This is a genomic window from Bacillus atrophaeus (genome assembly GCF_039519175.1).
GTDB lineage: Bacteria > Bacillota > Bacilli > Bacillales > Bacillaceae > Bacillus > Bacillus atrophaeus.
Genome location: NZ_CP154443.1, coordinates 1,808,991 through 1,835,397 on the forward strand (window position 1 = coordinate 1,808,991; position 26,407 = coordinate 1,835,397).

Here is a 26,407-nt window from a genome sequence, read left to right on the forward strand (position 1 = left end):
TCTATTAGATGCCGGGTTTTTTTGCGGTTACGCAAACTGACAGTTCTGGTGTGATGTATTTAAATTGAATCTCTATATCTTCAAAACCGGCCGCGTATAAATCGGCATATATTTGTTTGGCGAATGCTTTTGTTTTCTCCGGACTTGCGTCTGCTTCTCTGGGCTGCATCGAAATGGCCGTCTTGCCGCCGGGTTTTAAGGCTTGATATATATGGTTCACGCCTTTTTGCCGATCATTCCAGATGGTGTAGTTGTTAACCGAAAGCACCTTATCATAATAAGCGGAAGGGAGAGGGACTGTTTCAATGCCGCCTTTCATCAGCCGCACCGACCTCTGTTTGACCTTGCGCTCCGCCTGTTTTTTCATGACCCCCGAAGCATCAATCCCATCAATTTTTACCGTGGGCTCACGCTTCAGCATCTGCTTCAGGCTGTATCCGGGCCCGTAACCTACTTCAAGGACAACGTCATGACGTTTTAAGGTAAGCTGATCAATCGTCCATTTATTTAATGTTTTATTTTCAGCGGCCATGATGTATCCGGCAATTACTCCAATCAAACCTTTTGGCCGGCTGAACCTCTTTGAAATGGCATTAATCATCTTGTCACCGCCTTTTTGTATGATTAATCCCTCCAAACGTTTCATGTGAAACATTTTTCTGAAAAAGCATTTCCAAACTGCTCTTTTATGTTTAGACAAAGAATGCAGGAGGTAGACAGAAAATAGCACATGAAAAAAGAGGAGGAGAAAACACATGGGAAATTATCCAAACGAATTACCGGCGCAATCACAAAATCGGCAGCCTGGAATTGAAAGCGAGATGAATCCAAGTCCCGTATATGAGTACGAAAATTATAAAGGGGCGGACAAATTAAAAGGAAAAGTCGCGCTAATTACAGGGGGCGACAGCGGAATCGGCCGCGCCGTATCTGTAGCCTATGCCAAAGAAGGCGCTGATATTGCGATCGTCTATCTTGATGAACACGGAGATGCGGAAGATACAAAAAAACGTGTAGAACAAGAAGGCGTAAAATGCCTGCTGATCCCGGGAGATGTAGGGGAAGAGGAGTTCTGTAATGAAGCTGTGGAAAAAACGGTGAATGAACTTGGGCGCCTTGACATCCTTGTAAATAACGCTGGAGAACAGCATCCGAAGCAAAGCATTAAGGATATATCAAGCGAACAGCTGCACAGAACATTCAAAACCAATTTTTATTCACAATTTTATTTGACTAAAAAAGCAATCGACTACCTTAAACCGGGAAGTGCGATCATAAATACAACATCTATTAACCCATACAGAGGAAATCCGCAGCTTATTGATTACACGGCAACTAAAGGCGCAATCAATGCCTTTACAAGAACGATGGCTCAAGCGCTCGTTCAAGATGGGATCCGTGTAAACGCAGTAGCACCGGGTCCTATTTGGACACCGTTAATTCCGGCTACGTTCCCGGATGAAACTGTCGCCAAATTCGGTCAAAACACACCGATGGGCCGACCTGGACAACCGGTTGAGCACGTGGGCTGCTATGTTCTGCTTGCTTCAGATGAATCTTCCTATATGACAGGCCAGACGCTCCATGTTAACGGCGGCGACTTTGTGACGACATAATAGGGAGTGATGAGTGTGAAGGTAACAAAGGAAGACGTAAACAGCTATTATAAAAAAGCGGGAATTATTTTGACAGATGATGAAGTTGACCAAATCCAAATCATGGACTACGGATTAGGAAAGCTTGATAAAGTCGGGCTGCAGCTTTTTATCTACGTCAATACGGACCGATACTGTTCAAAGGAATTGGTGCTGTTCCCGGGACAGACTTGCCCGGAACACCGCCATCCGCCTGTGAACGGCGAGGAAGGAAAACAAGAAACCTTCCGCTGCCGCTACGGTAAAGTTTACCTTTATGTAGAGGGAGAAAAAACGGAGCTTCCGAAGGTTCTTCCGCCCCATGAAGACAGAGAGCACTATACCGTCTGGCATGAAATCGAACTGGAGGCAGGGGGGCAATACACCATTCCGCCCAATACGAAACATTGGTTTCAAGCGGGAGAAGAAGGTGCGGTCATAACCGAAATGTCTTCAACAAGCACGGACGATTACGATATATTTACGGATTCAAGAATATAAGGATGGGGCTGAAATGCCCATCCTTTTTTTATGATCATCACTGACTTATAAAGATGCGCGCATTCAAAGGTTTAAATTTCTCCGGAATGTGGAAAAGTAACAGCGGAGATTAAAAAAGGAGTGATTCATAATGAATCAACAAGAAATTAAACAAAAAGTGCTGGATGTACTGGATAACCATAAAGTAGGTTCACTTGCCACCGTTGAACAGGGCAAACCGCATTCCCGTTATATGACGTTTTTTCATGACGGCTTGACCATTTATACGCCGACAAGCAAAGAGACACATAAAACAGAAGAAATTGAAAACAACCCGAATGTGCATGTTTTATTAGGATATGATTGTGAGGGCTTCGGTGATGCGTACGTAGAAGTATCCGGAAAAGCTAAGCTGAACAATTCAACTGAACTAAAAGATAAGCTCTGGAACAGCAAGCTTGAACGCTGGTTTGACGGCAAGGACGATCCGAATCTGGTCATTCTTGAAATTGAACCGGCAGACATCAGATTAATGAATGCAGGCGAAAAAACATCTGTTTCATTAAATTTATCTGAATAAAGTGTTGTACTATTCAGGGCGATGTAGTATAATAAGTTGTTAAGAAAGATAAATGTGCAAATAATAAAGAAAGTAAACTTCTTTTTTCTGTTTTAAGAGAGAAGCTTTACCGCTTCCATACAGCTATGGTACAAAAAAGCTGACCTTATTCTTTTCCCTCTGACACTCGCCCCTAACGATGAGATGGAAAAAAGACTTTTTGTTTTACAATTCACACCGGCGCGGCTTCGGAGCCGCAGTGACGATTGAGAGGTAGGGCTTTCGTTGTCTTGTTATCAAGAACTTCCATGGTGTTTACTTTCGAAGATGATTCTATCGGAACAATCTTAAAGACGAATCTAAACCGTCCGACTACGGCGGAATATATAACCTTTTATTTGCGTAAGAAAAGAATAAGACAAACCGCTCGGCAACCCCGGGCGGTTTTTTTGTATTGTCTATTGATGTGAAACGCGTTTCATCCCTTATTATAATAATGTAAGCGCTTCACAAAATGGTGCGGGAGGTTTCTGTATGAACAAAAAAAATAATATTCTTACGATTACCGAGTCATTAAACCAGCGTCTTCAACAAGAGCCTTTGAGAGTGCTGAGTGAAGAGGATTGGGCGTTTTGGAAGGAAAACGGATATGTCGTCATCCATGACGCTGTGCCGAAAGATTACATTGAGCGCACAGCCAATCTGATTTGGGAGTTTGAAGAAAAAGATCCGGAGAATCCTTCTGATTGGTACGCGCCAGCCCGCCGTGAGATTCAAATGAAAGAATTGAAAAACACAGGTATGGTAGAGCTTTATCATCATCAATATTTGTGGGATAACCGCACACATGAGAAGGTGTACAACGCTTTTGTGGATATTTGGGGCACTGACAGGCTATGGGCAACCATTGACAGATGCAATCTCAATCTGCCGATCAAACCGGGTTATGAGTATGAGGGCTTTATCCATTGGGATGTGGATACCTCATTAGACCCGCTTCCGGTCAACGTGCAAGGTGTCTTATCCTTAGTGGATACGGATATAGAAATGGGCGGATTCCAGTGCATCCCTGAATTGTACTGCAATTTTGAGGAATGGGTGCAAACACAGCCTGCGGATCGAAATCCTTATCGGCCTGATACAGCCGGGTTTACACCGACAAAAGTCGTCACAAAAGCCGGTGATCTGCTCATCTTTAACAGCATGCTGGCCCACGGCATTCGGGCGAATCACTCGACAAAGCCGCGGCTTGCCCAGTACATTTCCATGTTTCCTGCGCAAGAACATAATGAGGCGCTGCGCGAATCAAGAATTTCTCAATGGAGCGAGCGAATTCCGCCAGACGGCGAGGCATTTCCGGGAGATCCGCGAAACTGGGAACAAACCAAATACAGCCGAGCCGTCTTAACTGAATTAGGTGAGAAATTGCTTGGGCTTAAAAAATGGTAATGTGGTTCGAAACCTCGGCCTTCCTTAATCAGTCTAATCTGTATTAATAAGTGGAGGAAGACATAGTGGAAGTTATCACATTACAGGTATTATTCATTTTTTGTTTTTTACTGCTGATTCACTCAATTGAAACACTGGCATATGCGACAAGGCTTTCAGGAGCGCGGGTTGGGTTTATCGCGTCCGCTCTTTCACTCTTCAATGTCATGGTCATCGTATCCAGAATGTCGAATATGGTGCAGCAGCCTTTTACAGGACATTTAATTGACGACGCCGGAAAGCATGCGCTCACGATTGTAGGAGAGCAATTCAGATTTTTGATTTTCGGATCAACAGTCGGCACTATGCTTGGAATCATTCTGTTACCGACGTTTGTCGCTATATTTTCACGGGCGATCATCCATCTTGCTGGCGGGGGAGGGTCCGTTCTGCAAGTATTTAAAAAAGGTTTGTCGATAAACGGACTAAAAAACGCCCGTTACTATTTGAGAAAACCATCTGTTTCGTATTTCAAAGGTTTTCAATTTCGCTTTATTCCAAAGCGTCTTTTTGTCATCAACATGGTGATCACTTCAATTTATACGATCGGCGTGCTCTCAGCACTCTATGCCGGACTGCTCGCGCCGGAACGAAGCACGACGGCAGTGATGGCCTCCGGGCTGATTAACGGCATTGCCACAATGCTCTTAGCCGTCTTTGTCGATCCGAAAATATCCGTGCTCGCTGATGACGTGGCAAAGGGAAAACGAAGTTACACCTACTTAAAGTGGACATCGGTAACGATGGTGACCTCAAGGGTGGCGGGCACGATTCTCGCCCAGCTCATGTTTATCCCCGGCGCCTATTATATTGCGTGGATGACAAAGTGGTTTTAAAGAAGCAACCAAAATGCCAAAAGCGAAATCATTACATGACAAATGATTTCACTTTTGGCATTTTGGTTGCACGCTTTAATGTTCTCCGGCAGCTGTCCAACTGTTAATTTGATTAATGATATCTAAATCAACATATTCTCTTTCATCGTAAAATGCACGAGTGTCCTGATAGACTTCGTCTGGAACCTTTTTAGCAGAAATGAACATGAGAAAAAATGAAAAAAAGAAAAACCCTGCATTTTTAATACAGGATTTTACTCAAACTCTTAAATTTACACTTTGAGTCTAAAAAAGACATGGCATTGGATCAGACTTGCACAGAATCGTTGAAAGGGGCATTCGAAAAGGCGCCCGACGGACTCGTTGCATGCCTGACAGCCAATGCAAAATCATTTATTTATAATTTCTCAATCCCCGGTCATACAAAAAGTTTCCGAATGGAACAAAAGCGGCGACGAATCCGGCGGCAGACCATTTTAATGACCATTTGACAGAGAGCGTCACATAAGCCAGCACAAGCAAATACAAAACGAACAATCCGCCATGCACGGAACCGACAATCGTAACGGCAAGCGGAAGATCAGCCCAGTATTTAAGAGGCATAGCGATAAACAGCAGGATTAAGAGAGACATTCCTTCAATAAAACCCATCGTACGAAGCCTTCCGATCGGTGTTTGCAGCATAAATCGCCCTCCTTATGTACACGTTTTCACCTATACTATATACGATCAGGGGGACAAATATGACAAGTTAGGCTAATGTTCAAAAAACCTTCAATTTTAACTTACTCATCATCGAAAATATCTTTATTTTTGCGTTAGGATATGCTCAGGCTTATGAAATGAACCATGAAGTAAAAGATCGTAAACAATATGGCCAGTACAAGGGCATCAAACCAATCCTCGGAGTTCTGCGGGAATCCGGTAAAAAGGAAACTGACCGCAAGAAAAATAAGGCCGGTACAGGCGCTGACGGCGGTTATTTCCTTTCTTTTTTTTCGATAGACCCTTTTATTCGATATGTCCGGATGCTCCATGCCTGATAATAGGTAGCGAAGTAAGATATATCCTGCATATACGATAAAACCAATACCGCTCACCATATATTCAGAAGGTTCTTTGTGCAGAATTCCGCCTCTGATGATGAGATCCAAAAGCATCAGAGCAGCCACAATTAAACCAGATTCCCCGTAGAATTGATTCATCTTCTTTTTCAACGTATTCATCGGTCCGCCCGGAGGAGGCTTGTAAAAACGGAAGCTTCATTTTGTTTCAATCCCTTCCCAAAATAATTGATCCAACGTATGATCCAAGGCTTTTGCTAATGCGATGCAAAGCTGCAATGTCGGATTATATTTGCCTTTTTCAATCAGCCCGATCGTCTGCCTGGTGACACTGACGTGAGCCGCAAGCTGAGATTGGGTCCATCCTTTTTCAATCCGAGCCATTTTAACCCGATTAACCATTTGCTCACTCCAATGCAATATATATGTGTCTTTATGTAATGTATATATTACATATGTTATTTCGTAAAGTCAATTAATGGGAAGCGGCCTCCTTGTCTTTTTTTCAAAATCCCGCGATAATATGAACAAAAGAGCAGAAGGAAGTATGAGGCCAAATGAAACTCGACAAACTCGATCTCAGCATAATCAGAGAACTTAAAGAAGACAGCCGCCTGTCAATGAGGGAATTAGGCAGGAAAATCAAGCTGTCTCCGCCGTCGGTCACAGAGCGGGTCAGACAGCTGGAGTCCTTCGGCGTCATTAAACGATATACATTGGAAGTTGATCAGAAAAAAATAGGACTTCCCATTTCCTGTATGATAGAAGCAACCGTCAAAAACGGAGATTACGAACGATTTAAAACGTATATTCAATCGTTTTCGAATATAGAATTCTGCTACCGCATCGCCGGGTCTGCCTGCTATATGCTGAAAATCAACGCCGAAAGCCTTGAAGCCATTGAAGAATTCATCAATCAAACCTCACCGTACGCTCAAACCGTTACTCATGTCATTTTTTCAGAAGTTGAGATGAAAAACGGGCGCGGTTAGAGAGAGGCCGCTCCGTCTGTTATAATAAAAGGATGAGCGTGAAAGAAAGAGAAGTGATAAAGCATGTCAAAAACAGTGGTATTAGCTGAAAAACCTTCAGTCGGCCGGGATTTGGCCCGGGTGCTGAAGTGTCATAAAAAGGGAAACGGGTATTTAGAAGGAGACCGGTATATCGTCACTTGGGCGCTCGGCCATTTGGTGACGCTCGCTGATCCTGAGGGCTACGGCAAGGAATTTCAATCATGGCGGCTGGAAGATCTGCCGATTATTCCAGAGCCTTTAAAGCTCGTCGTGATTAAAAAAACCGGAAAACAGTTCAATGCGGTGAAAGCCCAGCTCACCCGCAAGGATGTAAGCGGCATTGTCATTGCGACAGACGCCGGACGTGAAGGGGAGCTTGTCGCCCGCTGGATTATTGAAAAAGCGCACGTTAATAAACCGATCAAACGTCTGTGGATTTCCTCAGTAACTGATAAAGCGATCAAGGACGGCTTTCAAAAACTGCGCAGCGGCAAAGAATATGAAAATCTGTATCACTCAGCCGTCGCCAGAGCGGAAGCGGATTGGATTGTCGGAATCAACGCGACCCGCGCGCTGACCACAAAATTCAACGCGCAGCTGTCATGCGGACGGGTGCAAACGCCGACACTGGCGATGATTGCGAAACGTGAAGCCGATATTCAAGCATTTACGCCGGTACCGTATTACGGTATTCGTGCGGCGGTTGAAGGGATGACCTTAACCTGGCAGGACAAAAAAACGAAGCAAAGCAGAACATTTGACCAAGCCGTCACTAGCCGATTGCTGGACAAGCTGGAAGGTAAATCTGCAACAATTGCTGATCTGAAAAAAACAGCGAAGAAAAGTTTTGCGCCGGGTCTTTATGATTTAACTGAATTGCAAAGAGACGCACACAAACGGTTCGGTTTTTCTGCAAAAGAGACGCTGTCGGTTTTACAAAAGTTGTACGAACAGCATAAGCTTGTCACGTACCCGCGTACGGATTCACGATTTATTTCAAACGACATCGTGCCGACATTAAAGGACCGGTTGGAAGGCATGGAAGTTAAACCATATGCCCTGTACGTCACAAAAATTTTAAAACGCGGCGTCAAAGCGCATAAAGGCTTTGTGAACGATGCGAAGGTATCAGATCACCATGCCATCATTCCGACTGAAGAACCGCTTATCCCCAGCAGTCTGAGCGATAAAGAACGCAAGCTGTATGATCTGATCGCGAAGCGTTTTCTTGCCGTATTGATGCCGGCATTTGAGTATGAGGAAACAAAGGTCATTGCCGACATCGGGGGAGAAACGTTTACCGCTAAAGGAAAAACCGTTCAGTCTCAAGGCTGGAAGGCTGTTTACGATGCTTATGACGAGGAAGACGATCAAGACGAAGACAGAGACCAAACACTGCCGGCTCTTCAAAAAGGCGATAGTTTGCCAGTGCGCGCCTTGAAGGAAACAAGCGGCCAAACAAAGCCGCCTGCGCGTTTCAATGAAGGAACTCTCCTGTCCGCCATGGAAAATCCAAGCGCTTTTATGCGGGGAGATGAGAAGAATCTTGTCAAAACATTGGGCGAGACCGGCGGGTTAGGCACAGTCGCAACCCGCGCCGATATCATTGAAAAACTGTTTAACAGCTTTTTAATTGAGAAAAAGGATAAAGATATTTTCATCACCTCAAAAGGAAAACAGCTATTACAGCTCGTTCCTGAGGACCTGAAATCACCGGCTCTTACAGGAGAGTGGGAGCAAAAACTCTCTGCCATTGCGGCAGGGAAATTGAAATCATCCGTCTTTATTAAAGAAATGAAGGCCTACGCGAACGAAACAGTGAAAGACATTAAAAACAGCAGCCAAACCTTCAGGCACGATAATGTGACGGGAACAGCCTGTCCGGAGTGCGGCAAAATGATGCTGAAAGTAAACGGCAAACGCGGCACAATGCTTGTATGCCAGGATCGGGAGTGCGGAAGCAGAAAAACGATCGCCAGAAAAACAAATGCCCGCTGTCCGAACTGCCACAAGAAGCTGGAGCTGCGCGGGCAGGGAGAAGGACAAATCTTCGCGTGCGTCTGCGGCCATCGCGAAAAACTGTCCGTTTTTGAAAAACGCAAATCTAAAGAAAAAACAGGACGCGCCTCTAAACGGGATGTATCCTCATATCTGAAACATCAAAACAAAGACGAGCCGATTAATAACGCGCTGGCGGAACAGCTGAAAAAGCTCGGTCTGGATAAATAATAAAAAAGAAACCTGCGATTGATCAGCAGGTTTCTTTTTTTATATGTCTAAAGGCATCTTTTTCCTGTTAATCAAAAGGAAAAAAAGCTAGTAATCTTCAATTTTTTCTTTTATAGTAAATATAATTTGCAGTTTAGGTGTAAATACCCAGTATTATAATAATTTGATTCTTACATTTTATTTCTGAGCCATATATAATGATCGTCTGACTGAGTTTCAGATGAAAAGGGAGATTTGCCAGTGAAGAACGTGAGCATTTTTGTCATGATCCTGTTGATTTCAATCGGACTTTCAGCGGGATGCATGAAAGCTGACCACAAGGAATCGGCGGATGTACCAAACAGCGTTCCGCTTCAGCCTGCGGAACACTTTGTCTATCAAAATCTGATGAACGAAAAGGGCTGGATTCAAACAAATCTAAAAGGTCATCCCGCCTATTTATCCGAATCACTCGGCCTCTGGATGGAATTTTTACTCAGCAAAAAGGACGCCTCTCATTTTCAGGAACAATATCAGCACCTTGCCGAATCCTTTCTGATGAAAAACAATCTGATTACGTGGAAGATTGAAGACAATATACCCGCTAAGTCCAACGCTCTGATAGATGATCTCAGAATCATGCTGTGTCTGGACCAGGCGGCGGCTCTTTGGAATCACAATGAATATGCTCAAACGGCCCGGCAGATCGGCGCCGCTTTGAAAAAGCACAATATGAACAACGGCGTGTTTACTGATTTTTACGATTCCGGCCATCAAGCAGCGGGAAAAGACGTCACCCTTTCCTATATCATGCCGGATGCGTTAGCGGTGTTAAAGAAGAACGGACTGATAGATGAAGAAACTGTACAGCGGAATCTGAACGTTCTTTATCATGCACCTCTTAAGAACGGCTTTTTGCCGAAAACGTACAACACAGAGACGGGAGAATATAAGTACGACAGTGAAGTCAATGTCATCGACCAGCTGTATGCCGCACTGCACTTGAAAAAGGGAGATGAAAAAGCGGCGGCTGCAGCAAACTGGGTTAAGCAGGAGTTTGAAGCAAACGGAAAGCTGTACGGACGGTATTCAGCGGAAACAAAAAAGCCGGCGGTTCAATATGAATCACCGTCTGTTTACGCCTTGGCTATCCTATTTTTGGCTGAACAAAAAGAAGACACCGCCGTTATCAAGGCGTTATATGAAAAAATGACCGAGTTTGAAACCCTTGATCCGCTGAAGACACATTATGGAGGATATATGAGCGGCAATGACACGCACTCTTTCGACAATTTGCTGCCGCTTTTGGCTGAAAGGAAGCTTTTTAATGAAAATATCATTCAATGACACTCAAAAAATCTTTAGTTATTTTGTTCTGCTGGCTGCGGCCCTATCCATCTTTATTTATTACGTATCGCCGCAGCAATCAGAAGGCATTCTCATCATCTGCATCACCCTGCTCGTCATTGGCGCCGGGGTATGGTTCGGCCCGGTGTACTCGCTTGTGATCACCCTCATCGTTTTGTTTATTCTCGGGAGCTTAATGCTTTGGTTTCAGTCCGTACAAGTCGCGCTCTTTTCCGCGGCTGAAGGGCTTAAAACACTTGTGATATGGGGTGCCGCACTGCTCCTGTTTTCCTTTATTTCTGGAAGAATTCACGATTTGGCCGGAGGGCTGGGCAAGTCGGTCAAGCATCTGCAAGCCGAGATCAAGAGTTTTGTAGCGGTGGACAGAGTGACAGGCTTCGATAACAAACAGAGAATGAAGCTTGAATTATCAGAGGAAATGAAGCGCGCAGAGCGATATGGCAATTCCTTCGTCTTTTTGCTGCTCCACATGCACTACTTTAAGGAGTTTAAATCCTTATACGGAGAAAAAGAAACAGACCGCCTGTTTACATTCGTCAGCCGGCAAATCAGATCAAGTGTGCGGGAAACGGATAAAAAATTCCGTCCCTCTGAGGAACGGTTCGGTATTGTGCTCACGCATACGCCGGCAGAACACATGCCGGCCGTTTTGAAAAAATTAAAAACACAATTGGACACTTACCGGCTGCAAAACGGAAAATACGTATCATTAACCTTTCATGTGTGCTTCTTGCCTTATCGAGAAGACTTAAAAACCGTTGAACAATTTTTAGAAGAACTGGAAAACGAGATGATGATGAATGAACTATAACGTAATACGACTGCTGTGTGCCGCGGCGCTTCTGGTATCGTCTGCTTTTTTTCCAAGCCGGGCTGAGGCGAAGCAACAAAACGGGATTCTGATCATCTACTCAAGTGTAGACGGAAAAGAGTCAGCAAATGTCAAAAAACTCGATTTGCTGGCCGGGCATTTTTCCTCCCATGTCACTGTGCGCAAGGATACAGATGTCAAAGCATCGGACATGGCAGGTAAAGACCGTGTGATCTATTACGGACAAACAAAAAGAAAGCTTAATCAAAAGCTTGTCGCTCTTATCAATGATAGGAAAGAGCCGCTGATCAGCCTCGGTTATAACGCGGAGCAGTTTAGCCGATTTGCTCATCTGAGTCTGAAACGCAAGGAAAACATATATCAGATTCACAGCAATCAAGAGAAAACCGATATCTCATTGGAGAACGGGCTTAACGTGCTGGAGGTATCGGCTTTGAAGGGACAGGCGTTGGTGACCTATAAATCATCTGACGGACAGACACATCCTTTTATCTGGAAAACGAAAACGTCAGACTATTATATCGGCCTGACTGATTTATTAAACGACAATTTGATTACGGCGAAGCAGCTTAGAGAAGCCTTCGGTGAAACCCCGGGCAGCACCTTGCTCTACCTGCGGCTTGAGGATATCAGCCCGATGTCGGATGAAAAATTGCTGCTTCAGGCAGGTTCCTTTCTGTCTAAAAGAAACATCCCATTTGTCATGTCCGTTATTCCGGTATATCTGAATCCAGAAACAGGCGACAAGGTCTATCTGTCTGACAGGCCTAAGATGGTCAAAGTTTTAAAAAAACTGCAAAGTATGGGAGGCAGTGTGATCGTTCACGGATACACACATGCCTATCGGTACAGTGAAACCGGGGAAGGCTTCGAATTTTGGGATGCCAAGGCAGATCAGCCGATTACAGAGGAAAACGCGGAAGACACGCCTGCCGTACTGGAAAAAGAGCAGAATTTCCCGAATGAAACGGCGTATCACAGCTATCTCCGGCCGTACCGGGACAATGAAAACACATACACACGAACAAAGCTGAAGCTTGCCATTGAGGATTTAACAGCGTCCGGCCTGTACCCATTGTCCTTTGAAGCGCCTCACTATACGATGTCTGAGCAAGGCTACAAGATTGCTTCAGACTATTTCTCAAGCATATTCGGACAGGTGCAGCTCAGTGATACGACGTGGAAAACATCCGGCACCGCTCCGTTTCTGACAACGCCGAGCATGCTTCACGGAATGACGCTGTATCCTGAGACCATTGGATTTGTCGATACGTCTGACCGAAACCCCCTCGGTGATATAGAAGATCACATTTCCCGGATGATTGATTTTGAAGGCGGGGTTGCCGGAGGGTTTTATCATCCGTATCTCGGCATGAAGTATCTGCCCGAGCTTGTGGATCAAATGGAGCGTATTCCGAACGGTGAATGGCTTGATTTAAAGAAAACAAAACAGACTGTTAAAACGGACAAAGTCAAGATCACTACAAACGGAGACGGCACCATCCATGTGGAAAACAAGCTTAACTTCTTTACGGAGTTCGTTAAACATCACCAGCAAAGCCCGCTGGAAAAGGCCTTGTGGATTCTCTCGGCAGTGGTGCTTTTATTTGTTGTCATGTTTGTTATATATACCTTTTATTTAAGAGCCACATTGAAAAAACGAATCTTTAAGGAGAGAAGAAACCTTGGGTAATGTTCTGTTCTTTATCTCGCTAAGTTTAATATGGGTTATGCTTCTCTACCACATGTTTCTGATGCAGGGCGGATTTCGCCACTACATGACCTTTGAGCGGAATATCCCGAAGTGGAGAGAAAACATGAAGGAGCTTCCGAAGGTCAGCGTCCTGATACCCGCCCATAATGAAGAGATTGTGATCAGGCAGACGCTAAAAGCCATGGTCAATCTCTATTATCCGAAGGACCGTCTGGAAATTATCGTGGTAAACGACAATTCATCGGACCTGACGGGTGATATCGTAAATGAATTTTCGAGGCAATATGATTTTATCAAAATGGTCGTCACCAAACCCCCGAACGCCGGAAAGGGAAAATCCTCAGCGCTTAATTCCGGTTTTGCTGAATCAAACGGTGATGTGATCTGTGTATATGACGCCGATAATACGCCGGAAAAAATGGCGGTGTATTACCTTGTCCTCGGCTTAATGAATGATCAGCAGGCAGGCGCGGTTGTAGGGAAATTCCGCGTCATCAATGCTGCGAAAACACTGCTGACGAAGTTTATCAACATTGAGACCATTTGTTTTCAGTGGATGGCACAGGGCGGAAGATGGAAATGGTTTAAAATCGCGACAATACCGGGCACCAATTTTGCTATCAGAAGAAGCATTATCGAAAAGCTTGGCGGCTGGGATGACAAAGCGCTGGCGGAGGATACTGAACTCACTATCCGCGTCTATAACCTCGGCTATCATATTCGCTTTTTTCCTGCGGCGGTCACATGGGAGCAAGAACCGGAAACGTGGAAGGTCTGGTGGCGCCAGCGGACAAGATGGGCGCGCGGCAATCAGTATGTCGTACTGAAATTTTTGGCGCAATTTTTCAGGCTGAAACGAAAACGAATTATCTTTGATTTGTTTTATTTTTTCTTTACGTATTTCTTATTTTTCTTTGGCGTCATTATGTCAAATACGATTTTTGTTGTGAATTTATTTTATGATTTACACCTGTCAGTCGGATTGTTGGCGATGATTTTGTGGATACTTGCCTTTTTCTTATTTATGACGGAGGTTATGATCACGCTAAGCATCGAAAAAACAGAAATGAACAGGCAAAACGTGTTCATCGTGTTTCTGATGTATTTTACATACTCACAAGCATGGATTGTGCTCGTTATCTATTCATTATTTGTTGAGATTAAACATCGGCTGTTCAGACAGGAAGTAAAATGGTACAAAACCGAACGATATAACCAAAATAAAAGCGGGTGACCTTTTTGAAAAAAGCAATCGTATTATGTACAGCCTTTATGCTGATCGCAATGGAGGGCCGTGCGGCTGCCGCGTCCCAAGAGCTGCAGGTCGACAGTTCCATTTTAGGAAAAGGAGACCGTGCCGAGGCCAAGCAGCAGGCGCTCACAAGTGATTTGATTACACTGTACGGATCAAGAGACAGCTCCGAATTGACTTACCAAATTCCGGCGGGTGCGTCTTCTGAAAACCAGCAGCTAGTGATCGAGTATGAGGCCTCTGACTTATTAATTTCCCCATCTTCTTTAACCGTTGCCATTGATAATGAACCGGTAAAAACCTTAAAGCTTGAGGGGATATCAAAGCACAAGTCATTGAAGCTTTCATTGAACAAAAGCCAATCTGCGCAGGGCTATCACAGCATGTCATTGAATTTTTACGGTGTACTGAAAGAGGGCGTTTGTGTCAGGCAGGATACGTCGGGCAACTGGATCAAAATATATCCTGACAGCCGTCTGATGCTTGCCGAAAACAGTAAATCAAAGGGAGCGACACTTGATCATTTTCCTTATCCCTTTGCCCAATCAGGAAATACTGATGAAGAAACGGCGATTGTCATCCCGGACAAGCCAAGTTCTGCGGAAATTGAAGCAGCCGTCAAAACAGAGGGCTATCTCAAATCTACAGACAGCAAGATCAACATTACGTATCTCAATGAATCAGAAGCGAAACAAATCGATAAACCGACCATTTTCATAGGAGCTGATCAACATTGGAACGGCAAGGTAAAACAGCTCCTTGAACAAGCCGGCTTGAAACCGGAAGGAAAAAAGCTTCTGCTGGCTGAAAGAATACTGAAAGCAAAGGACAAGCAGCAGCCTGTTCTGTTTGTGACGGCGAAATCAGATCATGTGATGGCTGATAAAATCAGTGTCATCACCGATCAAACATACACATCACAGCTGAGCGGCGAAACCTTAATGATAGACAAGCTGCAAAACAATAAACAAACAGCGGACAATGAGCTGACACTGGCGAATTTTGGCGCCGATGATATCACCATCGGGTCTGCGAATACATCATCACCGCACTACTTTTACCCAACAACAGCCGTTTACGATAAAGATCAATCGGCAAAGCTGTCGCTTAAGCTGAAAAAATCTGAAACCATTCAAAAAGCGGAAACAAGAAGCGGCACAGCCGAATTGAAAGTCATGATTAACGGACAGCCGCATTCTGTCAGACTTGATGAGTTAGGCAAAGAAGATAAAGCCGGATATTATCACGTCTCACTGAAAGTCGATCCAAAACTAGTGCAGAAGAACCGCTACATAGATATACAATTTGTGGCGACAGGATTAAAACAAAACAACCCGTGTATAGATACGGATGAAGAGAAATGGCTTTTTATTGATAAAAGTAGCACGCTGTCATTCCCTGAAAGCGATACAGCGGCAGCAGCCGATTTTCAAGCATGGCCGCTTCCTTACGCCGGAGACCGGAACAATCCGACGCTGATCATCCTTCCTGACGGCGTAAGTGTGTCAAAACTGAAAGAATTGTCGCTGCTTACAGACTCATTTGGCAGCGACGCCCAGCAAGCCTTCACGATAAAAACATCATCAGAAGTACAGGGGAAAGATGTAAAAGGCCGCCATCTCATTTTTGTCGGCGACGTGAACCAATTCCCGCTTCTGAAGGGGCAAGCGTCAACCCTTGCCGTTCCAACGGAGAAAAACGGAACGTATGATGTATCGGGCTTCGATATGCTGAATGAAACGACAAAACAAGTCGCGTTTACACAAGCATCTTTATGGGATTCAGGTTACAGCATGGCCGTTTTTGCTCCTTTATCGGGGAAAGGTGCATCAATCACAAAAGAAATGATCAGTTTTCTGGACAGCAACAATGACACAGCGACTGTTATCAATGAAACAAGCAGCCAGCAGATATTCACAAACCACCAGCAGCTGCAATCAAAAAATAATGATTCTGAAACAGAAAAAACAGGCCAAGACAAACAGCCGGACCTTTTGTATATCAGCTTATTGGCTGCCATCATCGTCATAGCCGCAGTCTTGATATGGTATACGGCACGGCGAAGAAAGAGAAAAAATGACAGAGGGCGGGACGTATCATAAAAAGAGGCGAATCAGCCTCTTTTTTTTATGGCCATTCACGGCTTCTTATGGATTGCTGCTTGTATAATATGAAAATGTCACAAAAAATGGATTAGTTATTCCAGTTTTGGAACAAGAAATTTTATTCTTTATTCTAGCCATTTTCCCTCTTTACAACCCGTCATAACGGGAGTATGATCTCTCTTATAAAACATATCGCTTAATCTGTTAAACAGAGCGGGGGACCCATTTCGGCGGCATTTTGCCGCTTGGGGTGAATCCTTTTTAGGTAGGGCTAACTCTCATAGGCCCGAATCCGACAGCTAACCTCGTAAGCGTTCATGAGAGGAGATGAATGAAACCTGTGTTCGATTTATGGCACAGGGGCATCCGTTTGCCTCTGTGTTTTTTGCTGTTTTCTTTTATCGAATGGTAAATAAGACAGAGATATGATTGCCAAAAGGGACTTAGAATGTGGGACTGTTCATTTTAAAAGGTAAAGGGGAAGAAGACACTCATGTTACATTCAATCAAACGATTTTTGATTGGAAAACCGTTAAAATCACAATCAGCCGGAGAACAAAAATTGACAAAGCTAAAAGCGCTGGCCATGCTCTCATCAGATGCTTTATCATCGGTTGCTTACGGAACGGAACAAATATTGATTATTTTGGCTGCGGTCAGTGCGGCCGCATTCTGGTACTCAGTGCCGATTGCCGCCGGTGTTCTTATTTTGCTTCTGGCGCTGATTCTTTCATACAGACAGATTATATACGCGTATCCGCAGGGCGGAGGCGCGTATATGGTTTCAAAAGAAAATCTCGGAGAAAAACCGGGTCTGATCGCAGGCGGATCACTGCTTGTCGATTACATTTTAACGGTTGCAGTCAGCATTTCCGCGGGAACAGACGCGATTACCTCGGCGTTTCCCGGATTGCATGATTATCATTTGCCGATTGCTGTTTTGCTTGTCATCGTTATCATGATTTTGAATTTGCGGGGCTTGTCCGAGTCGGCGTCCATTCTGGCCTATCCAGTTTACCTGTTTGTAGTGGCACTCATCATCTTGATCGCGGTCGGCACGTATAAGCTCGCGACCGGCCAAATCGACACTGCCCACCATACGCCGATCGGCACGCCGGTCGCCGGAATTACACTGTTCTTATTACTAAAAGCTTTTTCATCCGGCTGTTCGGCTCTTACAGGGGTGGAGGCCATTTCAAACGCGATTCCGGCATTTAAAAATCCGTCAGCTAAAAACGCGGCCAAAACACTGGCAATGATGGGGATTTTGCTCGCTGTTCTGTTTACCGGCATCACGCTGCTCGCGTTCGGATACGGAACGGCGCCGAAACCGAACGAAACGGTTATCTCTCAAATCGCCGCAGAAACATTCGGCCGAAACAGTTTTTATTATGTTATACAAGGCGTTACGTCACTTATTTTAATTCTTGCGGCAAATACGGGTTTTTCCGCTTTCCCGCAGCTTGCCTTTAACTTGGCGAGAGATCAGTATATGCCGCGCATGTTTACGGTAAGAGGAGACCGTTTAGGATTTTCAAACGGCATTATCTTTCTCGGCGTTGCGTCGATCCTGCTCATTCTTTTATTTGGCGGACAGACCGAACATTTAATTCCTTTATACGCAGTCGGCGTATTTATTCCGTTCACTTTGTCGCAAACGGGCATGTGCGTCAAATGGATCAGGCAAAAACCGAAAGGCTGGGCGGGCAAAATGATGATCAATGCAGCCGGCGCCGCGATTTCTTTTATGGTGCTGTCGATATTGTTCGTGACGAAGTTTCATCTTGTTTGGCCCGTGCTTATATTCATGCCGCCGGTCGTTCTGTTGTTTTTTGCGATCAAAAATCATTATACTTCTGTCGGCGAACAGCTGCGCATCGTCAATAAACCGGCAGAGGAAATTAAAGGAACGGTTGTTATCGTGCCGATCGCCGGTGTCACAACCGTAGTGGAAAAATCAATTCAATATGCGAAATCCTTATCAGACCAAGTGATCGCCGTGCACGTTTCATTCGATAAAGAACATGAGAAAAAAGTCGAAAAACGCTGGGAAGAGCTTAACAACGGAGTCCGCCTCGTCACGCTCCACTCTTCATACAGAAGTCTGGTGCATCCATTCGATAAGTTTCTGGAAACGGTAGAAGCAAAAGCGAGAAAGCGTCAATTTTCCGTTATGGTGCTGTTTCCGCAATTTATCACAAAAAAACGCTGGCATACGATTCTGCACAACCAATCAGCCTTCCTGCTGAGAGTCCGGCTGTTCTGGAAAAAAGATATCATCGTCGCTACATTGCCTTATCATTTTAAGAAATAAATGACGAAAGAGACCGGGGATCACTTGCCCCGGTCTTTTTTTCTGTGAAACTTTACATTGGATTTATTTGTTTAAATGATAGTGAAAGGCGGATGATCATGAAAACACAAGGAGCTTTTGTGGTCGTATGCAATAAAGAGCAAGGCATTTTACTTGTAAAACGAAAAGAGGTACCGCTGTGGGATTTGCCCGGCGGAAGGGCTGAACAAGATGGTTGAAGAATGGAAACGGGGCACATCATTGACATTTCATACAAAATAGGTGAGTACGAAAGACCGAAATTTCATGCTGTGCAGCATATTTTCAACAGCAGGATTACGGGCGGCAAAGCACTGAAACACGGTACAGAAACCGCAAACACAAAATGGTTTCATCCCCATCGATTGCCGGCTCTCATGATTCCGAACCGAAAAGAACAAATTAATGATTTTACAAGTAAGGCTATGAATCTGAAAAAAGTACTGCCGAATCACAGTTTCCTTGCGACTCTCGATCTGCTTAGAAAAAAATTCACCAGATCAAACGTATCCACTAGGTTTTAACAAACTCTTCCTGTGGTATGCAATAGGTAAAAGGAGGATACGGCATGTCACACAAAACAGCAGGACAAGCAGTAACAGAATTGCTAGAACAATGGGGAGTCAACCATGTATACGGAATTCCCGGAGACAGCATTAACGAATTTATTGAAGAGTTAAGGCATGAAAGAAACGAATTGACATTCATTCAGACCCGCCACGAAGAGGTGGCTGCGCTTTCTGCCGCGGCTGAGGCTAAACTCACCGGCAAAATCGGCGTCTGCCTTTCCATCGCGGGACCCGGAGCCGTACATTTGCTGAACGGCCTGTACGATGCAAAAGCGGACGGTGTTCCGGTGCTTGCCATTGCGGGACAAGTATCATCCAATGAAATCGGACGGGATTATTTTCAAGAAATTAAATTGGAGCAGATGTTTGAAGATGTGGCGGTATTTAACCAGCAGGTACATACAGCAGAATCTCTGCCGGATCTTCTGAATCAGGCGATCCGCACCGCTTACAGCCAAAAAGGCGTTGCGGTCTTGACGGTATCGGACGATCTCTTTGCGGAAAAAATTAAACAAAAGCCGGTATATACATCACCGGCGTATATTGAAGGGAATATCGAGCCGAAAAAAGAACAGCTTGTCACTTGCGCCCAATATATTAATAACGCGAAAAAACCGATTATTTTAGCAGGGCAAGGGCTGAAATCAGCAAAACAGGAGCTGCTCACTTTCGCGGACAAAGCCGCCGCGCCAATCGTCGTCACTCTGCCGGCAAAAGGCGTTGTGCCTGACAGACATCCGCACTTTCTCGGCAACCTTGGCCAGATCGGGACGAAACCGGCCTACGAGGCAATGGAGGAATGCGACCTGTTAATCATGCTCGGGACGTCGTTTCCTTATCGTGATTATTTGCCAGAGGACACACCGGCGATCCAGCTGGACTCCAATCCGGAGAAAATCGGCAAGCGTTATCCGGTCACCGCAGGAATCGTCAGTGACGCGGCTCTTGGATTGCGCGAATTAACAGAGTATATCGAACGCAAAGAGGACAGAAGATTCCTGAATGCGTGCACAGATCATATGAAGCATTGGTGGAATGAGATCGAAAAGGATGAAACAGAAGCCACTAACCCGCTCAAACCGCAGCAAGTCATCGCCAGACTGCAGGATGCGGCGGCTGATGATGCCGTGTTATCAGTAGACGTGGGCACAGTGACCGTATGGATGGCGCGACATTTTAAAATGACGAATCAGGATTTCATCGTTTCAAGCTGGCTCGCGACAATGGGCTGCGGCCTGCCGGGTGCCATCGCTGCAAGCTTGGCTGAACCGGAACGTCAGGCTATCGCCATATGCGGAGACGGCGGCTTTTCCATGGTAATGCAGGATCTGCCGACCGCCGTGAAATATAATTTGCCTATCACCGTCGTTATTTTAAATAACGAAAACTTAGGCATGATCGAATATGAACAGCAGGTGAAAGGCAATATTGACTACGGCACCACACTCCAGAATGTGGATTACGCCGCATTTGCAGAAAGCTGCGGGGCAAAAGGAATTAAAGTGACAAAGCATGAAGACTTGGCCCCAGCTTTCCATGAAGCGCTCAATTCCAATCAGCCGGTTGTCATTGACGCCATCATTGGAAATGAACCGCCGCTTCCAGGGAAAATCACATATGGACAAGCAAAAGGCTTCAGCAAATATATGCTGAAAAACTTCTTCGAAAATCAAAAAATAGAAATGCCTTCATTGAAGAAAAGTTTAAAACGATTATTCTAAAAAAAACAGGCGTCCATAGCAGACGCCTGTTTTATTTTTGTTTTTTCGAAAGCGCAAAAAAGAAAGGGAATCCAGAACCGACCAATAGAGTCCCGAATAAAAACATCCCGCCAATAAAGACATGATAATTAACACTGCCGATCCAGAGCCCGACAATTAAAGAAATAATACTTAATACGATCATCACAAAGCCTGGAACGAGCTTTTTCTTTCCTGTCACCTTATAGGCGATGACTGAGCATAAGATGCCGATGACGATTGGTACGATCCATAAATAAAAGAGGATAAATACTGACATATGCAAAACCCCGATTTTTTCTCTTATCATAACAAATTTATGCCAAAAAAGATATTCATGTATATCATTCCGGACTCATCATCTGCAACGCTCCCATGATCATGCGCCGCTCACATTGACGGAGCGGGCCATCATCTCTTAGGCAGAAAAAAACCGGCCCATCTTTGGCCGGTTTTTTCTATCGTAATGTATCCACAATCAAAAATATGTTTAAAGCAACAATCAACACTGCGATCACCCAAGAAATCATGGTCACCCATTTCGCATTGATTAATGAGCCCATAATCCGCTTATTGCTCGTAAACATAATGAGCGGAATCAATGCGAATGCGATGCCGAAGGAAAGAACAACCTGGCTCAGCACAAGAGCCGAAGTCGGATTTACTCCTGATGCAATAATGATAATCGGCGGGATGATGGTGATGAACCGCCGTACATAAAGCGGGATGCGGTAGCGGATAAAGCCCTGCATGATCACATCGCCTGAAAGTGTGCCGACAGATGAGCTGGACAGCCCGGCAATCAGCAAACCGATACCGAATAACACGGCGGATATGGGACTGACAAGGCTTCCGAATTGGTCGAACGCAACATCAAGATCTTCTACATATAATCCGTTATTAAAAAACAGTGCAGCGGCCACAATCAGCATGCTGGCATTAATCGCACCCGCGATTAACATGGCTATTAATATATCAATAAATTCAAATCTGAATATCTTTTTCCTTTCAGCATCCGTCGTGCCGACTACCCGCCGCTGGGTAAGGGCGGAGTGTAAGTAAATCGCGTGCGGCATAACGGTGGCCCCCAGGATTCCGGCGGCAAGCAGCACGCTGTCAGTGCCTTGGAACGTCGGGATGAAAAGCCCCTTCATCACTGAGCCGACATCCGGCTTTGCGAAAAAGGTTTGCAGGGCAAAAGCGATCACCACGACAAACAGCATGCCGGCGATTCCTGCTTCCAGCGAGCGGTAGCCGCGGCGCTGAAGCTCTAAAATCGCGAACGAACCGATAGCCGCGATAATAGACGATTCAAGCAGCGGAATGCCAAACAGCAAATAAAGCCCAAGAGCTGCGCCGATGAATTCCGCAAGGTCGGTCGCGATAATCACGAGCTCCCCTTGAATCCATAAACCGATGGAAACCGGTTTTGGGAATTCCTCCCGCGCAACTTCCGGCAGGTTTTTGCCGGTTGCGATACCAAGCTTGGCTGAGAGAGACTGTATCAAAAGCGCCATAATATTAGAAAACAAAATAACCCATAACAGCATGTACCCGTACTTAGAGCCCGCTGATATGTTTGTCGCGAAATTACCTGGATCAATATAAGCAATAGCCGCTATGAAAGCAGGGCCTAAGAAAGGGAGGAGCCCTCTGAATCCCCTGATTTTTCCGTCAAGGGCGTCCTGTACTGCTTTCGTACGCGGAGATTGTGCTGAGATGTCTTTATCCATCATGTCATCACCTGAATTCTCATGTTTTTGCCGTATAACAAATAGTTTCCTTAGTCCAAATTATTTTATCTACATCATATGACCATCAGGTTCTGTTGTCAACCAATGACTGTCAAAAACTGACCGTAAAATGTTTCCCTGATATGTAACATGATATGTAAAGTCTTTAAATAAAGGTCCATAAAATAAAGGCACCGTTCCATTGAAGAAACGGTGCCGGCTGTTCAGTTTTCTGATAATGAATTTAAGCTTCCTTCCGCATTCCGCGGAACACAAGGCTTAATAAGAAAACAAAGATCACTGCGCCGATAATGGCGGGAATAATCGCAAATCCTGCGAGACTTGGACCCCAAGTTCCGAGAAGTCCGTGACCGATCCATGCCCCGATAAGTCCGGCAATCATAGATCCGATAATTCCTCCGGGCATCCGATTTCCGACAATCGCACTTCCGATTAAACCTATAACAATTGCAACAAGTAAAGATACTAAAAAGCCTAGCATGGTATTCACCTCTCCTTGGTTATTTACTGATCAATAGCCGTTCTGTTTATGTTCCAAACATCTGAAAGCATATTGCTGACATATTTGCGCTTTCCGTTGTTATTTCTCCATGTCCATCTTTTTTTGAACATTGCCATTTGCTTTATGAACGATGACTTCGGTACCTTTATTTTCAGCTATTTCTTTAGCGCGGCTGATGGCTTCCTGCTTCGTATCTTTGACTTCTGTCACCCGCTTCGCATCTTCCGTTTTAACGGCCCATCCGTCTTTATGCTTGATGACATGCTCGGCTTTGTCCATCAGCTCGGGTCTGGCGCCGCTGTCGCTGTCACGATCCCGTTTCGTTACATTATCATGTTTAACGAAATCATCAATTTCATCCTTCGATGCATGCTGCGCCCATTCCTTCGCCTGGCTTGTGGCGATCGGAATCGCGCGTCCTTCTTCATAGCCCTCATTAATCATGGCATTGGCGATTTCAATCGCTTTTTTTTTCACAGGCTTATCAAGATTTTTAAACGAATTCGGATAATCTTTCATTGACCAAGGCATGTCTGTCCCTCCTTTAGCTTTTATAAAAATGATACCCAAAGGTGTAAAAAGAAAACGTTCCTGGGAAAAATGAAGGTATACTGTATAGTAGAAAAAAAGAAGGGAAGTGCTGGTTGGGTGACTGAACATCAAGAAGATCTTCAAAAACAATTGAAGGAAATTGAAAAATGGGAAAAGGAACAGCAAAAAGTCTGGTTCTGGGATAAGCTCAGCCGCCTCCCATTTCAGCTGCTGGACAAGCTGACTCCTGATTTTATCCATAAAAAAATCGGCACACTGCTGGATGAAGTGGGGAGCTTTATTCAAACGGGCGGGCAGTACCTCACATCTGAGAAACAAATTATCAAGCACTTTCAAAAGAAGCTGCCTGATGAGCCGATTGAATCGCTTCAAGATGTTCAAAAAGCTCCGCTTGCCATTATGGACGACATTGCGGAAAGCATGGGTCGGAACCGGGCCAATGCCGCAGCCGTTCAAGGAGCCACAACAGGCGTAGGCGGTGTATTTACATTGGCCGCTGATATTCCGGCAGTACTCGGATTATCATTAAAAACGCTGCAAGACATCGCGGTCGCTTATGGCTATGACCCTAAAGAAAAAAAAGAGCGGGTATTCATCGTGAAATGTTTGCAGCTCAGCTCAGCCGACATTGTCGGAAAAAAATCAATCCTGAAAGAATTAAAAGACTATGATCAAGACTCGCGTACATATAAAAGCGCCGCTTCCCAAATTCAAGGCTGGCGGGAAGTCGTATACAGCTACCGGGACTCCTTTGGCTGGAAGAAGTTCTTTCAAATGGTGCCGGTGGCGGGCATGGTCTTCGGGGCTTCTGCCAATCGATCGGCATTACACAGCATCGCGGAAACGGGCATGATGCTTTACAAAAAACGACGCATTCTGGAACGGCTGAAAGAAACAGAATAGAAGAAACCAAGCAGGCGGACGCCAAATTCCGGCTGCTTTTTTTATAGGCTTTTGCCGTCCTTTCACCGCGAGTGAAACCTGAAATTACGGATAGCGAGCATTGGAGCAGTCTGGATGTTTTCCTTCGTGAGCCCCCGTCCTGACAACGATTCCGAGGTTATCGGACATGCCGAAACACATTCAATGTGTTTTCTTTGTTTAAAAGATATGAGAGCGGGAAATCAACAAGCAACACCAATTAAAGGAGGAATTCAAAATGGCACAAGATAACAAAATGAGTAGAGAAGAAGCAGGTAGAAAAGGCGGAGAAACTACTAGCAAAAACCATGACAAAGAATTCTATCAAGAGATTGGCGAAAAAGGCGGAGAAGCCACTAGCAAAAACCACGACAAAGAATTCTATCAAGAGATCGGTGAAAAAGGCGGAGAAGCCACTAGCAAAAATCATGACAAAGAATTCTATCAAGAGATCGGTGAAAAAGGCGGAGAAGCCACTAGTAAAAATCATGACAAAGAATTCTATCAAGAAATCGGCCAAAAAGGCGGAGAAGCCACTAGCAAAAATCATGACAAAGAATTCTATCAAGAAATTGGCTCAAAAGGCGGAAACAACAACAATCGCAACGATTAATCAGCATTGTAAATACAACAGGCAGACAAACTGTACCCAAAAAGCGATCCAGATCTAATCTGAGATCGCTTTTTGGTGTTTGAAAAACCTCTTTTGTTGTCAGAAAATTCTTTATGAAAACAACCGTCCCCGTTACAATAGATGAAAAAAGGGGATGCAAGTAAATGCCGGATATACAGAACTTGATCAGCATGGCAAATGAAATAATAGGCACGTACGCGAATTTTTCAGTCTCAGAGGTGAATGATCACTGCCTCCGTCTCGCAGTATTTACGGGAGAATATGACTGGCATGTCCATCCGGAGTCCGACGAATTATTCATCATTCTGGAAGGGGAATTGTACATCGATTTTAAAGACAAAGAAACGGCGGTTTTGAGATCGAATGACTCATTACTGGTACCTAAAGGAACCGTTCACCGCACAAGGTCGTATGTGAGAACCGTGAACCTATGTATTGAGCATAGTCACGCCGAAACGCTGATCACGGAGACAGAACATGCTGATTAAAGAAATGAAATGTGAAGTGGAAGCCGCACATAAGGAAGCATTTTCAAAAGCGCAGTCAAGGTGGGAAGAATTAAAGTACGTAAATGGATTTATTAAACAAGCCGGAGGATGGAGAAAAAATGAGAACGGCATGTTTACTGCAATAGTCATTGGCGTGTGGGAAGATCAACAAACATACGAAGAATTCATGACCAATGAACATGACAGGATCTACGCTAACACTAAGCAGCAAGGCACATTTCGCTCCATACAAGTCAAACTGTATCAAGAAAAACCCCCAGTCGACACAGAGCGCTTTCTCATGACAAGCAATGTTCAACGCGAACCGGGCTGGACGATTCAAAGGCAATAAAAACAGCCCTA

26 protein-coding genes, 2 pseudogenes and 1 riboswitch are annotated in these 26,407 nt (G+C 44.8%); of the genes and pseudogenes, 19 read left to right on the forward strand and 9 right to left on the reverse strand.

Going from position 1 to position 26,407, the window contains the following annotated elements; genetic code table 11:
- Positions 1 to 4 precede the first annotated feature (4 nt).
- A complete protein-coding gene (locus AAHT65_RS09275; protein ID WP_189318643.1) occupies positions 5 to 601 on the reverse strand; it encodes a class I SAM-dependent methyltransferase in 597 nt (198 codons plus the stop codon).
- 154 nt (positions 602 to 755) lie between these two features.
- On the opposite strand from AAHT65_RS09275, the gene AAHT65_RS09280 reads away from it, so the two are divergent.
- The 5 genes from AAHT65_RS09280 (at position 756) to AAHT65_RS09300 (ending at position 4,997) form a co-directional block, all read left to right on the forward strand.
- A complete protein-coding gene (locus AAHT65_RS09280) occupies positions 756 to 1,616 on the forward strand; it encodes an SDR family oxidoreductase (RefSeq protein WP_004430370.1) in 861 nt (286 codons plus the stop codon).
- A 15-nt stretch (positions 1,617 to 1,631) separates the two neighbouring features.
- Positions 1,632 to 2,135, forward strand: coding sequence for a D-lyxose ketol-isomerase (gene lyxE, locus AAHT65_RS09285; RefSeq protein ID WP_088116527.1), 504 nt, complete (start codon positions 1,632 to 1,634; stop codon positions 2,133 to 2,135).
- Positions 2,136 to 2,265: 130 nt separating this feature from the next.
- Positions 2,266 to 2,694: a pyridoxamine 5'-phosphate oxidase family protein gene (locus AAHT65_RS09290; protein ID WP_004430373.1), complete on the forward strand. Its 429-nt coding sequence runs from the start codon at positions 2,266 to 2,268 to the stop codon at positions 2,692 to 2,694.
- Positions 2,695 to 3,207: 513 nt separating this feature from the next.
- On the forward strand, positions 3,208 to 4,122 hold the full coding sequence (locus AAHT65_RS09295; RefSeq protein WP_106034443.1) for a phytanoyl-CoA dioxygenase family protein: 915 nt from the start codon (positions 3,208 to 3,210) through the stop codon (positions 4,120 to 4,122).
- Between the two features lie 65 nt (positions 4,123 to 4,187).
- A complete protein-coding gene (locus tag AAHT65_RS09300) occupies positions 4,188 to 4,997 on the forward strand; it encodes a lipid II flippase Amj family protein (RefSeq protein ID WP_004430375.1) in 810 nt (269 codons plus the stop codon).
- 75 nt (positions 4,998 to 5,072) lie between these two features.
- Here the strand turns inward: AAHT65_RS09300 and AAHT65_RS09305 are convergent.
- The 4 genes and pseudogenes from AAHT65_RS09305 to AAHT65_RS09320 all read right to left on the reverse strand — a co-directional run.
- Positions 5,073 to 5,192 (reverse strand): annotated as a pseudogene (locus AAHT65_RS09305) (hypothetical protein); the annotation flags it as partial.
- Between the two features lie 198 nt (positions 5,193 to 5,390).
- Positions 5,391 to 5,681 (reverse strand): DUF3817 domain-containing protein, encoded by a 291-nt coding sequence (locus AAHT65_RS09310; protein WP_004430377.1) that lies wholly within the window; start codon positions 5,679 to 5,681, stop codon positions 5,391 to 5,393.
- Between the two features lie 134 nt (positions 5,682 to 5,815).
- Positions 5,816 to 6,223: a DUF6773 family protein gene (locus AAHT65_RS09315; RefSeq protein WP_343311397.1), complete on the reverse strand. Its 408-nt coding sequence runs from the start codon at positions 6,221 to 6,223 to the stop codon at positions 5,816 to 5,818.
- Positions 6,224 to 6,259: 36 nt separating this feature from the next.
- Positions 6,260 to 6,463 carry a helix-turn-helix transcriptional regulator gene (locus tag AAHT65_RS09320; protein ID WP_343311398.1) on the reverse strand — a complete coding sequence of 68 codons (204 nt, stop codon included), beginning with the start codon at positions 6,461 to 6,463 and terminating at the stop codon, positions 6,260 to 6,262.
- A gap of 155 nt (positions 6,464 to 6,618) precedes the next feature.
- Here AAHT65_RS09320 and AAHT65_RS09325 point away from each other — a divergent pair, with 155 nt between their 5' ends.
- The 10 genes and pseudogenes from AAHT65_RS09325 (at position 6,619) to AAHT65_RS09370 (ending at position 21,175) form a co-directional block, all read left to right on the forward strand.
- A complete protein-coding gene (locus AAHT65_RS09325; protein WP_010789664.1) occupies positions 6,619 to 7,053 on the forward strand; it encodes an Lrp/AsnC family transcriptional regulator in 435 nt (144 codons plus the stop codon).
- 63 nt (positions 7,054 to 7,116) lie between these two features.
- A complete protein-coding gene (locus AAHT65_RS09330; protein ID WP_343311399.1) occupies positions 7,117 to 9,303 on the forward strand; it encodes a DNA topoisomerase III in 2,187 nt (728 codons plus the stop codon).
- A 240-nt stretch (positions 9,304 to 9,543) separates the two neighbouring features.
- Entirely contained in the window at positions 9,544 to 10,629 is a 1,086-nt protein-coding gene (locus tag AAHT65_RS09335; RefSeq protein ID WP_343311400.1) for a lipoprotein YdaJ, read from the forward strand.
- Positions 10,610 to 11,461 (forward strand): diguanylate cyclase domain-containing protein, encoded by an 852-nt coding sequence (locus AAHT65_RS09340; protein ID WP_343311401.1) that lies wholly within the window; start codon positions 10,610 to 10,612, stop codon positions 11,459 to 11,461. The genes AAHT65_RS09335 and AAHT65_RS09340 overlap by 20 nt, the downstream gene beginning before the upstream one ends.
- A gap of 10 nt (positions 11,462 to 11,471) precedes the next feature.
- Complete coding sequence (locus AAHT65_RS09345) at positions 11,472 to 13,175, forward strand: DUF2334 domain-containing protein (RefSeq protein ID WP_343311524.1); 1,704 nt, start codon at positions 11,472 to 11,474, stop codon at positions 13,173 to 13,175.
- Positions 13,168 to 14,430 carry a glycosyltransferase family 2 protein gene (locus tag AAHT65_RS09350; RefSeq protein ID WP_343311402.1) on the forward strand — a complete coding sequence of 421 codons (1,263 nt, stop codon included), beginning with the start codon at positions 13,168 to 13,170 and terminating at the stop codon, positions 14,428 to 14,430. The genes AAHT65_RS09345 and AAHT65_RS09350 overlap by 8 nt, the downstream gene beginning before the upstream one ends.
- Before the next feature lie 5 nt (positions 14,431 to 14,435).
- The gene (locus tag AAHT65_RS09355; RefSeq protein WP_343311403.1) at positions 14,436 to 16,550 is read left to right on the forward strand and encodes a cellulose biosynthesis cyclic di-GMP-binding regulatory protein BcsB; all 2,115 of its coding nucleotides are present in this window, start codon (positions 14,436 to 14,438) and stop codon (positions 16,548 to 16,550) included.
- Positions 16,551 to 16,736: 186 nt separating this feature from the next.
- Positions 16,737 to 16,882: riboswitch (cyclic di-AMP (ydaO/yuaA leader) on the forward strand.
- Positions 16,883 to 17,046: 164 nt separating this feature from the next.
- The gene (locus AAHT65_RS09360; protein ID WP_004430413.1) at positions 17,047 to 18,867 is read left to right on the forward strand and encodes an APC family permease; all 1,821 of its coding nucleotides are present in this window, start codon (positions 17,047 to 17,049) and stop codon (positions 18,865 to 18,867) included.
- A gap of 98 nt (positions 18,868 to 18,965) precedes the next feature.
- Positions 18,966 to 19,409, forward strand: a pseudogene (locus AAHT65_RS09365) (NUDIX hydrolase).
- Positions 19,410 to 19,453: 44 nt separating this feature from the next.
- Positions 19,454 to 21,175: a pyruvate oxidase gene (locus AAHT65_RS09370; RefSeq protein WP_004430420.1), complete on the forward strand. Its 1,722-nt coding sequence runs from the start codon at positions 19,454 to 19,456 to the stop codon at positions 21,173 to 21,175.
- Between the two features lie 31 nt (positions 21,176 to 21,206).
- Here the strand turns inward: AAHT65_RS09370 and AAHT65_RS09375 are convergent, their stop codons facing one another.
- The 4 genes from AAHT65_RS09375 to AAHT65_RS09390 form a co-directional block, all read right to left on the reverse strand.
- Positions 21,207 to 21,473, reverse strand: a complete 267-nt coding sequence (locus AAHT65_RS09375) for a hypothetical protein (protein WP_004430424.1) — start codon at positions 21,471 to 21,473, stop codon at positions 21,207 to 21,209.
- A gap of 178 nt (positions 21,474 to 21,651) precedes the next feature.
- On the reverse strand, positions 21,652 to 22,929 hold the full coding sequence (locus tag AAHT65_RS09380; protein ID WP_343311404.1) for an Nramp family divalent metal transporter: 1,278 nt from the start codon (positions 22,927 to 22,929) through the stop codon (positions 21,652 to 21,654).
- A 241-nt stretch (positions 22,930 to 23,170) separates the two neighbouring features.
- Positions 23,171 to 23,428: a GlsB/YeaQ/YmgE family stress response membrane protein gene (locus AAHT65_RS09385; protein ID WP_004430429.1), complete on the reverse strand. Its 258-nt coding sequence runs from the start codon at positions 23,426 to 23,428 to the stop codon at positions 23,171 to 23,173.
- Positions 23,429 to 23,527: 99 nt separating this feature from the next.
- Entirely contained in the window at positions 23,528 to 23,980 is a 453-nt protein-coding gene (locus tag AAHT65_RS09390) for a DUF2188 domain-containing protein (RefSeq protein ID WP_343311405.1), read from the reverse strand.
- A 69-nt stretch (positions 23,981 to 24,049) separates the two neighbouring features.
- Here AAHT65_RS09390 and AAHT65_RS09395 point away from each other — a divergent pair, with 69 nt between their 5' ends.
- The 4 genes from AAHT65_RS09395 to AAHT65_RS09410 all read left to right on the forward strand — a co-directional run bounded on the left by AAHT65_RS09395 (position 24,050) and on the right by AAHT65_RS09410 (position 26,396).
- A complete protein-coding gene (locus AAHT65_RS09395; protein ID WP_151291241.1) occupies positions 24,050 to 24,904 on the forward strand; it encodes an EcsC family protein in 855 nt (284 codons plus the stop codon).
- Positions 24,905 to 25,160: 256 nt separating this feature from the next.
- Positions 25,161 to 25,535: a glucose starvation-inducible protein GsiB gene (gsiB, locus tag AAHT65_RS09400; protein ID WP_010789649.1), complete on the forward strand. Its 375-nt coding sequence runs from the start codon at positions 25,161 to 25,163 to the stop codon at positions 25,533 to 25,535.
- A 164-nt stretch (positions 25,536 to 25,699) separates the two neighbouring features.
- Complete coding sequence (locus AAHT65_RS09405; RefSeq protein ID WP_343311406.1) at positions 25,700 to 26,044, forward strand: cupin domain-containing protein; 345 nt, start codon at positions 25,700 to 25,702, stop codon at positions 26,042 to 26,044.
- The gene (locus AAHT65_RS09410; protein WP_268476443.1) at positions 26,034 to 26,396 is read left to right on the forward strand and encodes a YdbC family protein; all 363 of its coding nucleotides are present in this window, start codon (positions 26,034 to 26,036) and stop codon (positions 26,394 to 26,396) included. Before AAHT65_RS09405 ends, AAHT65_RS09410 begins: the two co-directional genes overlap by 11 nt.
- Positions 26,397 to 26,407: the final 11 nt, after the last annotated feature.

What these genes read in the sequence shown, in the direction of transcription:
- AAHT65_RS09375 (WP_004430424.1), bottom strand. Translation starts at nt 21,473, where the DNA reads ATGTCAGTATTTATCCTCTTTTATTTATGGATCGTACCAATCGTCATC.
- AAHT65_RS09315 (WP_343311397.1), bottom strand. Translation starts at nt 6,223, where the DNA reads ATGAATACGTTGAAAAAGAAGATGAATCAATTCTACGGGGAATCTGGT.
- AAHT65_RS09410 (WP_268476443.1), top strand. Translation starts at nt 26,034, where the DNA reads ATGCTGATTAAAGAAATGAAATGTGAAGTGGAAGCCGCACATAAGGAA.
- AAHT65_RS09325 (WP_010789664.1), top strand. Translation starts at nt 6,619, where the DNA reads ATGAAACTCGACAAACTCGATCTCAGCATAATCAGAGAACTTAAAGAA.
- AAHT65_RS09310 (WP_004430377.1), bottom strand. Translation starts at nt 5,681, where the DNA reads ATGCTGCAAACACCGATCGGAAGGCTTCGTACGATGGGTTTTATTGAA.
- AAHT65_RS09330 (WP_343311399.1), top strand. Translation starts at nt 7,117, where the DNA reads ATGTCAAAAACAGTGGTATTAGCTGAAAAACCTTCAGTCGGCCGGGAT.
- AAHT65_RS09320 (WP_343311398.1), bottom strand. Translation starts at nt 6,463, where the DNA reads ATGGTTAATCGGGTTAAAATGGCTCGGATTGAAAAAGGATGGACCCAA.
- AAHT65_RS09390 (WP_343311405.1), bottom strand. Translation starts at nt 23,980, where the DNA reads ATGCCTTGGTCAATGAAAGATTATCCGAATTCGTTTAAAAATCTTGAT.
- AAHT65_RS09275 (WP_189318643.1), bottom strand. Translation starts at nt 601, where the DNA reads ATGATTAATGCCATTTCAAAGAGGTTCAGCCGGCCAAAAGGTTTGATT.
- AAHT65_RS09340 (WP_343311401.1), top strand. Translation starts at nt 10,610, where the DNA reads ATGAAAATATCATTCAATGACACTCAAAAAATCTTTAGTTATTTTGTT.
- AAHT65_RS09360 (WP_004430413.1), top strand. Translation starts at nt 17,047, where the DNA reads ATGTTACATTCAATCAAACGATTTTTGATTGGAAAACCGTTAAAATCA.
- AAHT65_RS09290 (WP_004430373.1), top strand. Translation starts at nt 2,266, where the DNA reads ATGAATCAACAAGAAATTAAACAAAAAGTGCTGGATGTACTGGATAAC.
- AAHT65_RS09280 (WP_004430370.1), top strand. Translation starts at nt 756, where the DNA reads ATGGGAAATTATCCAAACGAATTACCGGCGCAATCACAAAATCGGCAG.
- AAHT65_RS09295 (WP_106034443.1), top strand. Translation starts at nt 3,208, where the DNA reads ATGAACAAAAAAAATAATATTCTTACGATTACCGAGTCATTAAACCAG.
- AAHT65_RS09395 (WP_151291241.1), top strand. Translation starts at nt 24,050, where the DNA reads ATGAAGGTATACTGTATAGTAGAAAAAAAGAAGGGAAGTGCTGGTTGG.
- gsiB (WP_010789649.1), top strand. Translation starts at nt 25,161, where the DNA reads ATGGCACAAGATAACAAAATGAGTAGAGAAGAAGCAGGTAGAAAAGGC.
- AAHT65_RS09405 (WP_343311406.1), top strand. Translation starts at nt 25,700, where the DNA reads ATGCCGGATATACAGAACTTGATCAGCATGGCAAATGAAATAATAGGC.
- AAHT65_RS09380 (WP_343311404.1), bottom strand. Translation starts at nt 22,929, where the DNA reads ATGATGGATAAAGACATCTCAGCACAATCTCCGCGTACGAAAGCAGTA.
- AAHT65_RS09370 (WP_004430420.1), top strand. Translation starts at nt 19,454, where the DNA reads ATGTCACACAAAACAGCAGGACAAGCAGTAACAGAATTGCTAGAACAA.
- AAHT65_RS09385 (WP_004430429.1), bottom strand. Translation starts at nt 23,428, where the DNA reads ATGCTAGGCTTTTTAGTATCTTTACTTGTTGCAATTGTTATAGGTTTA.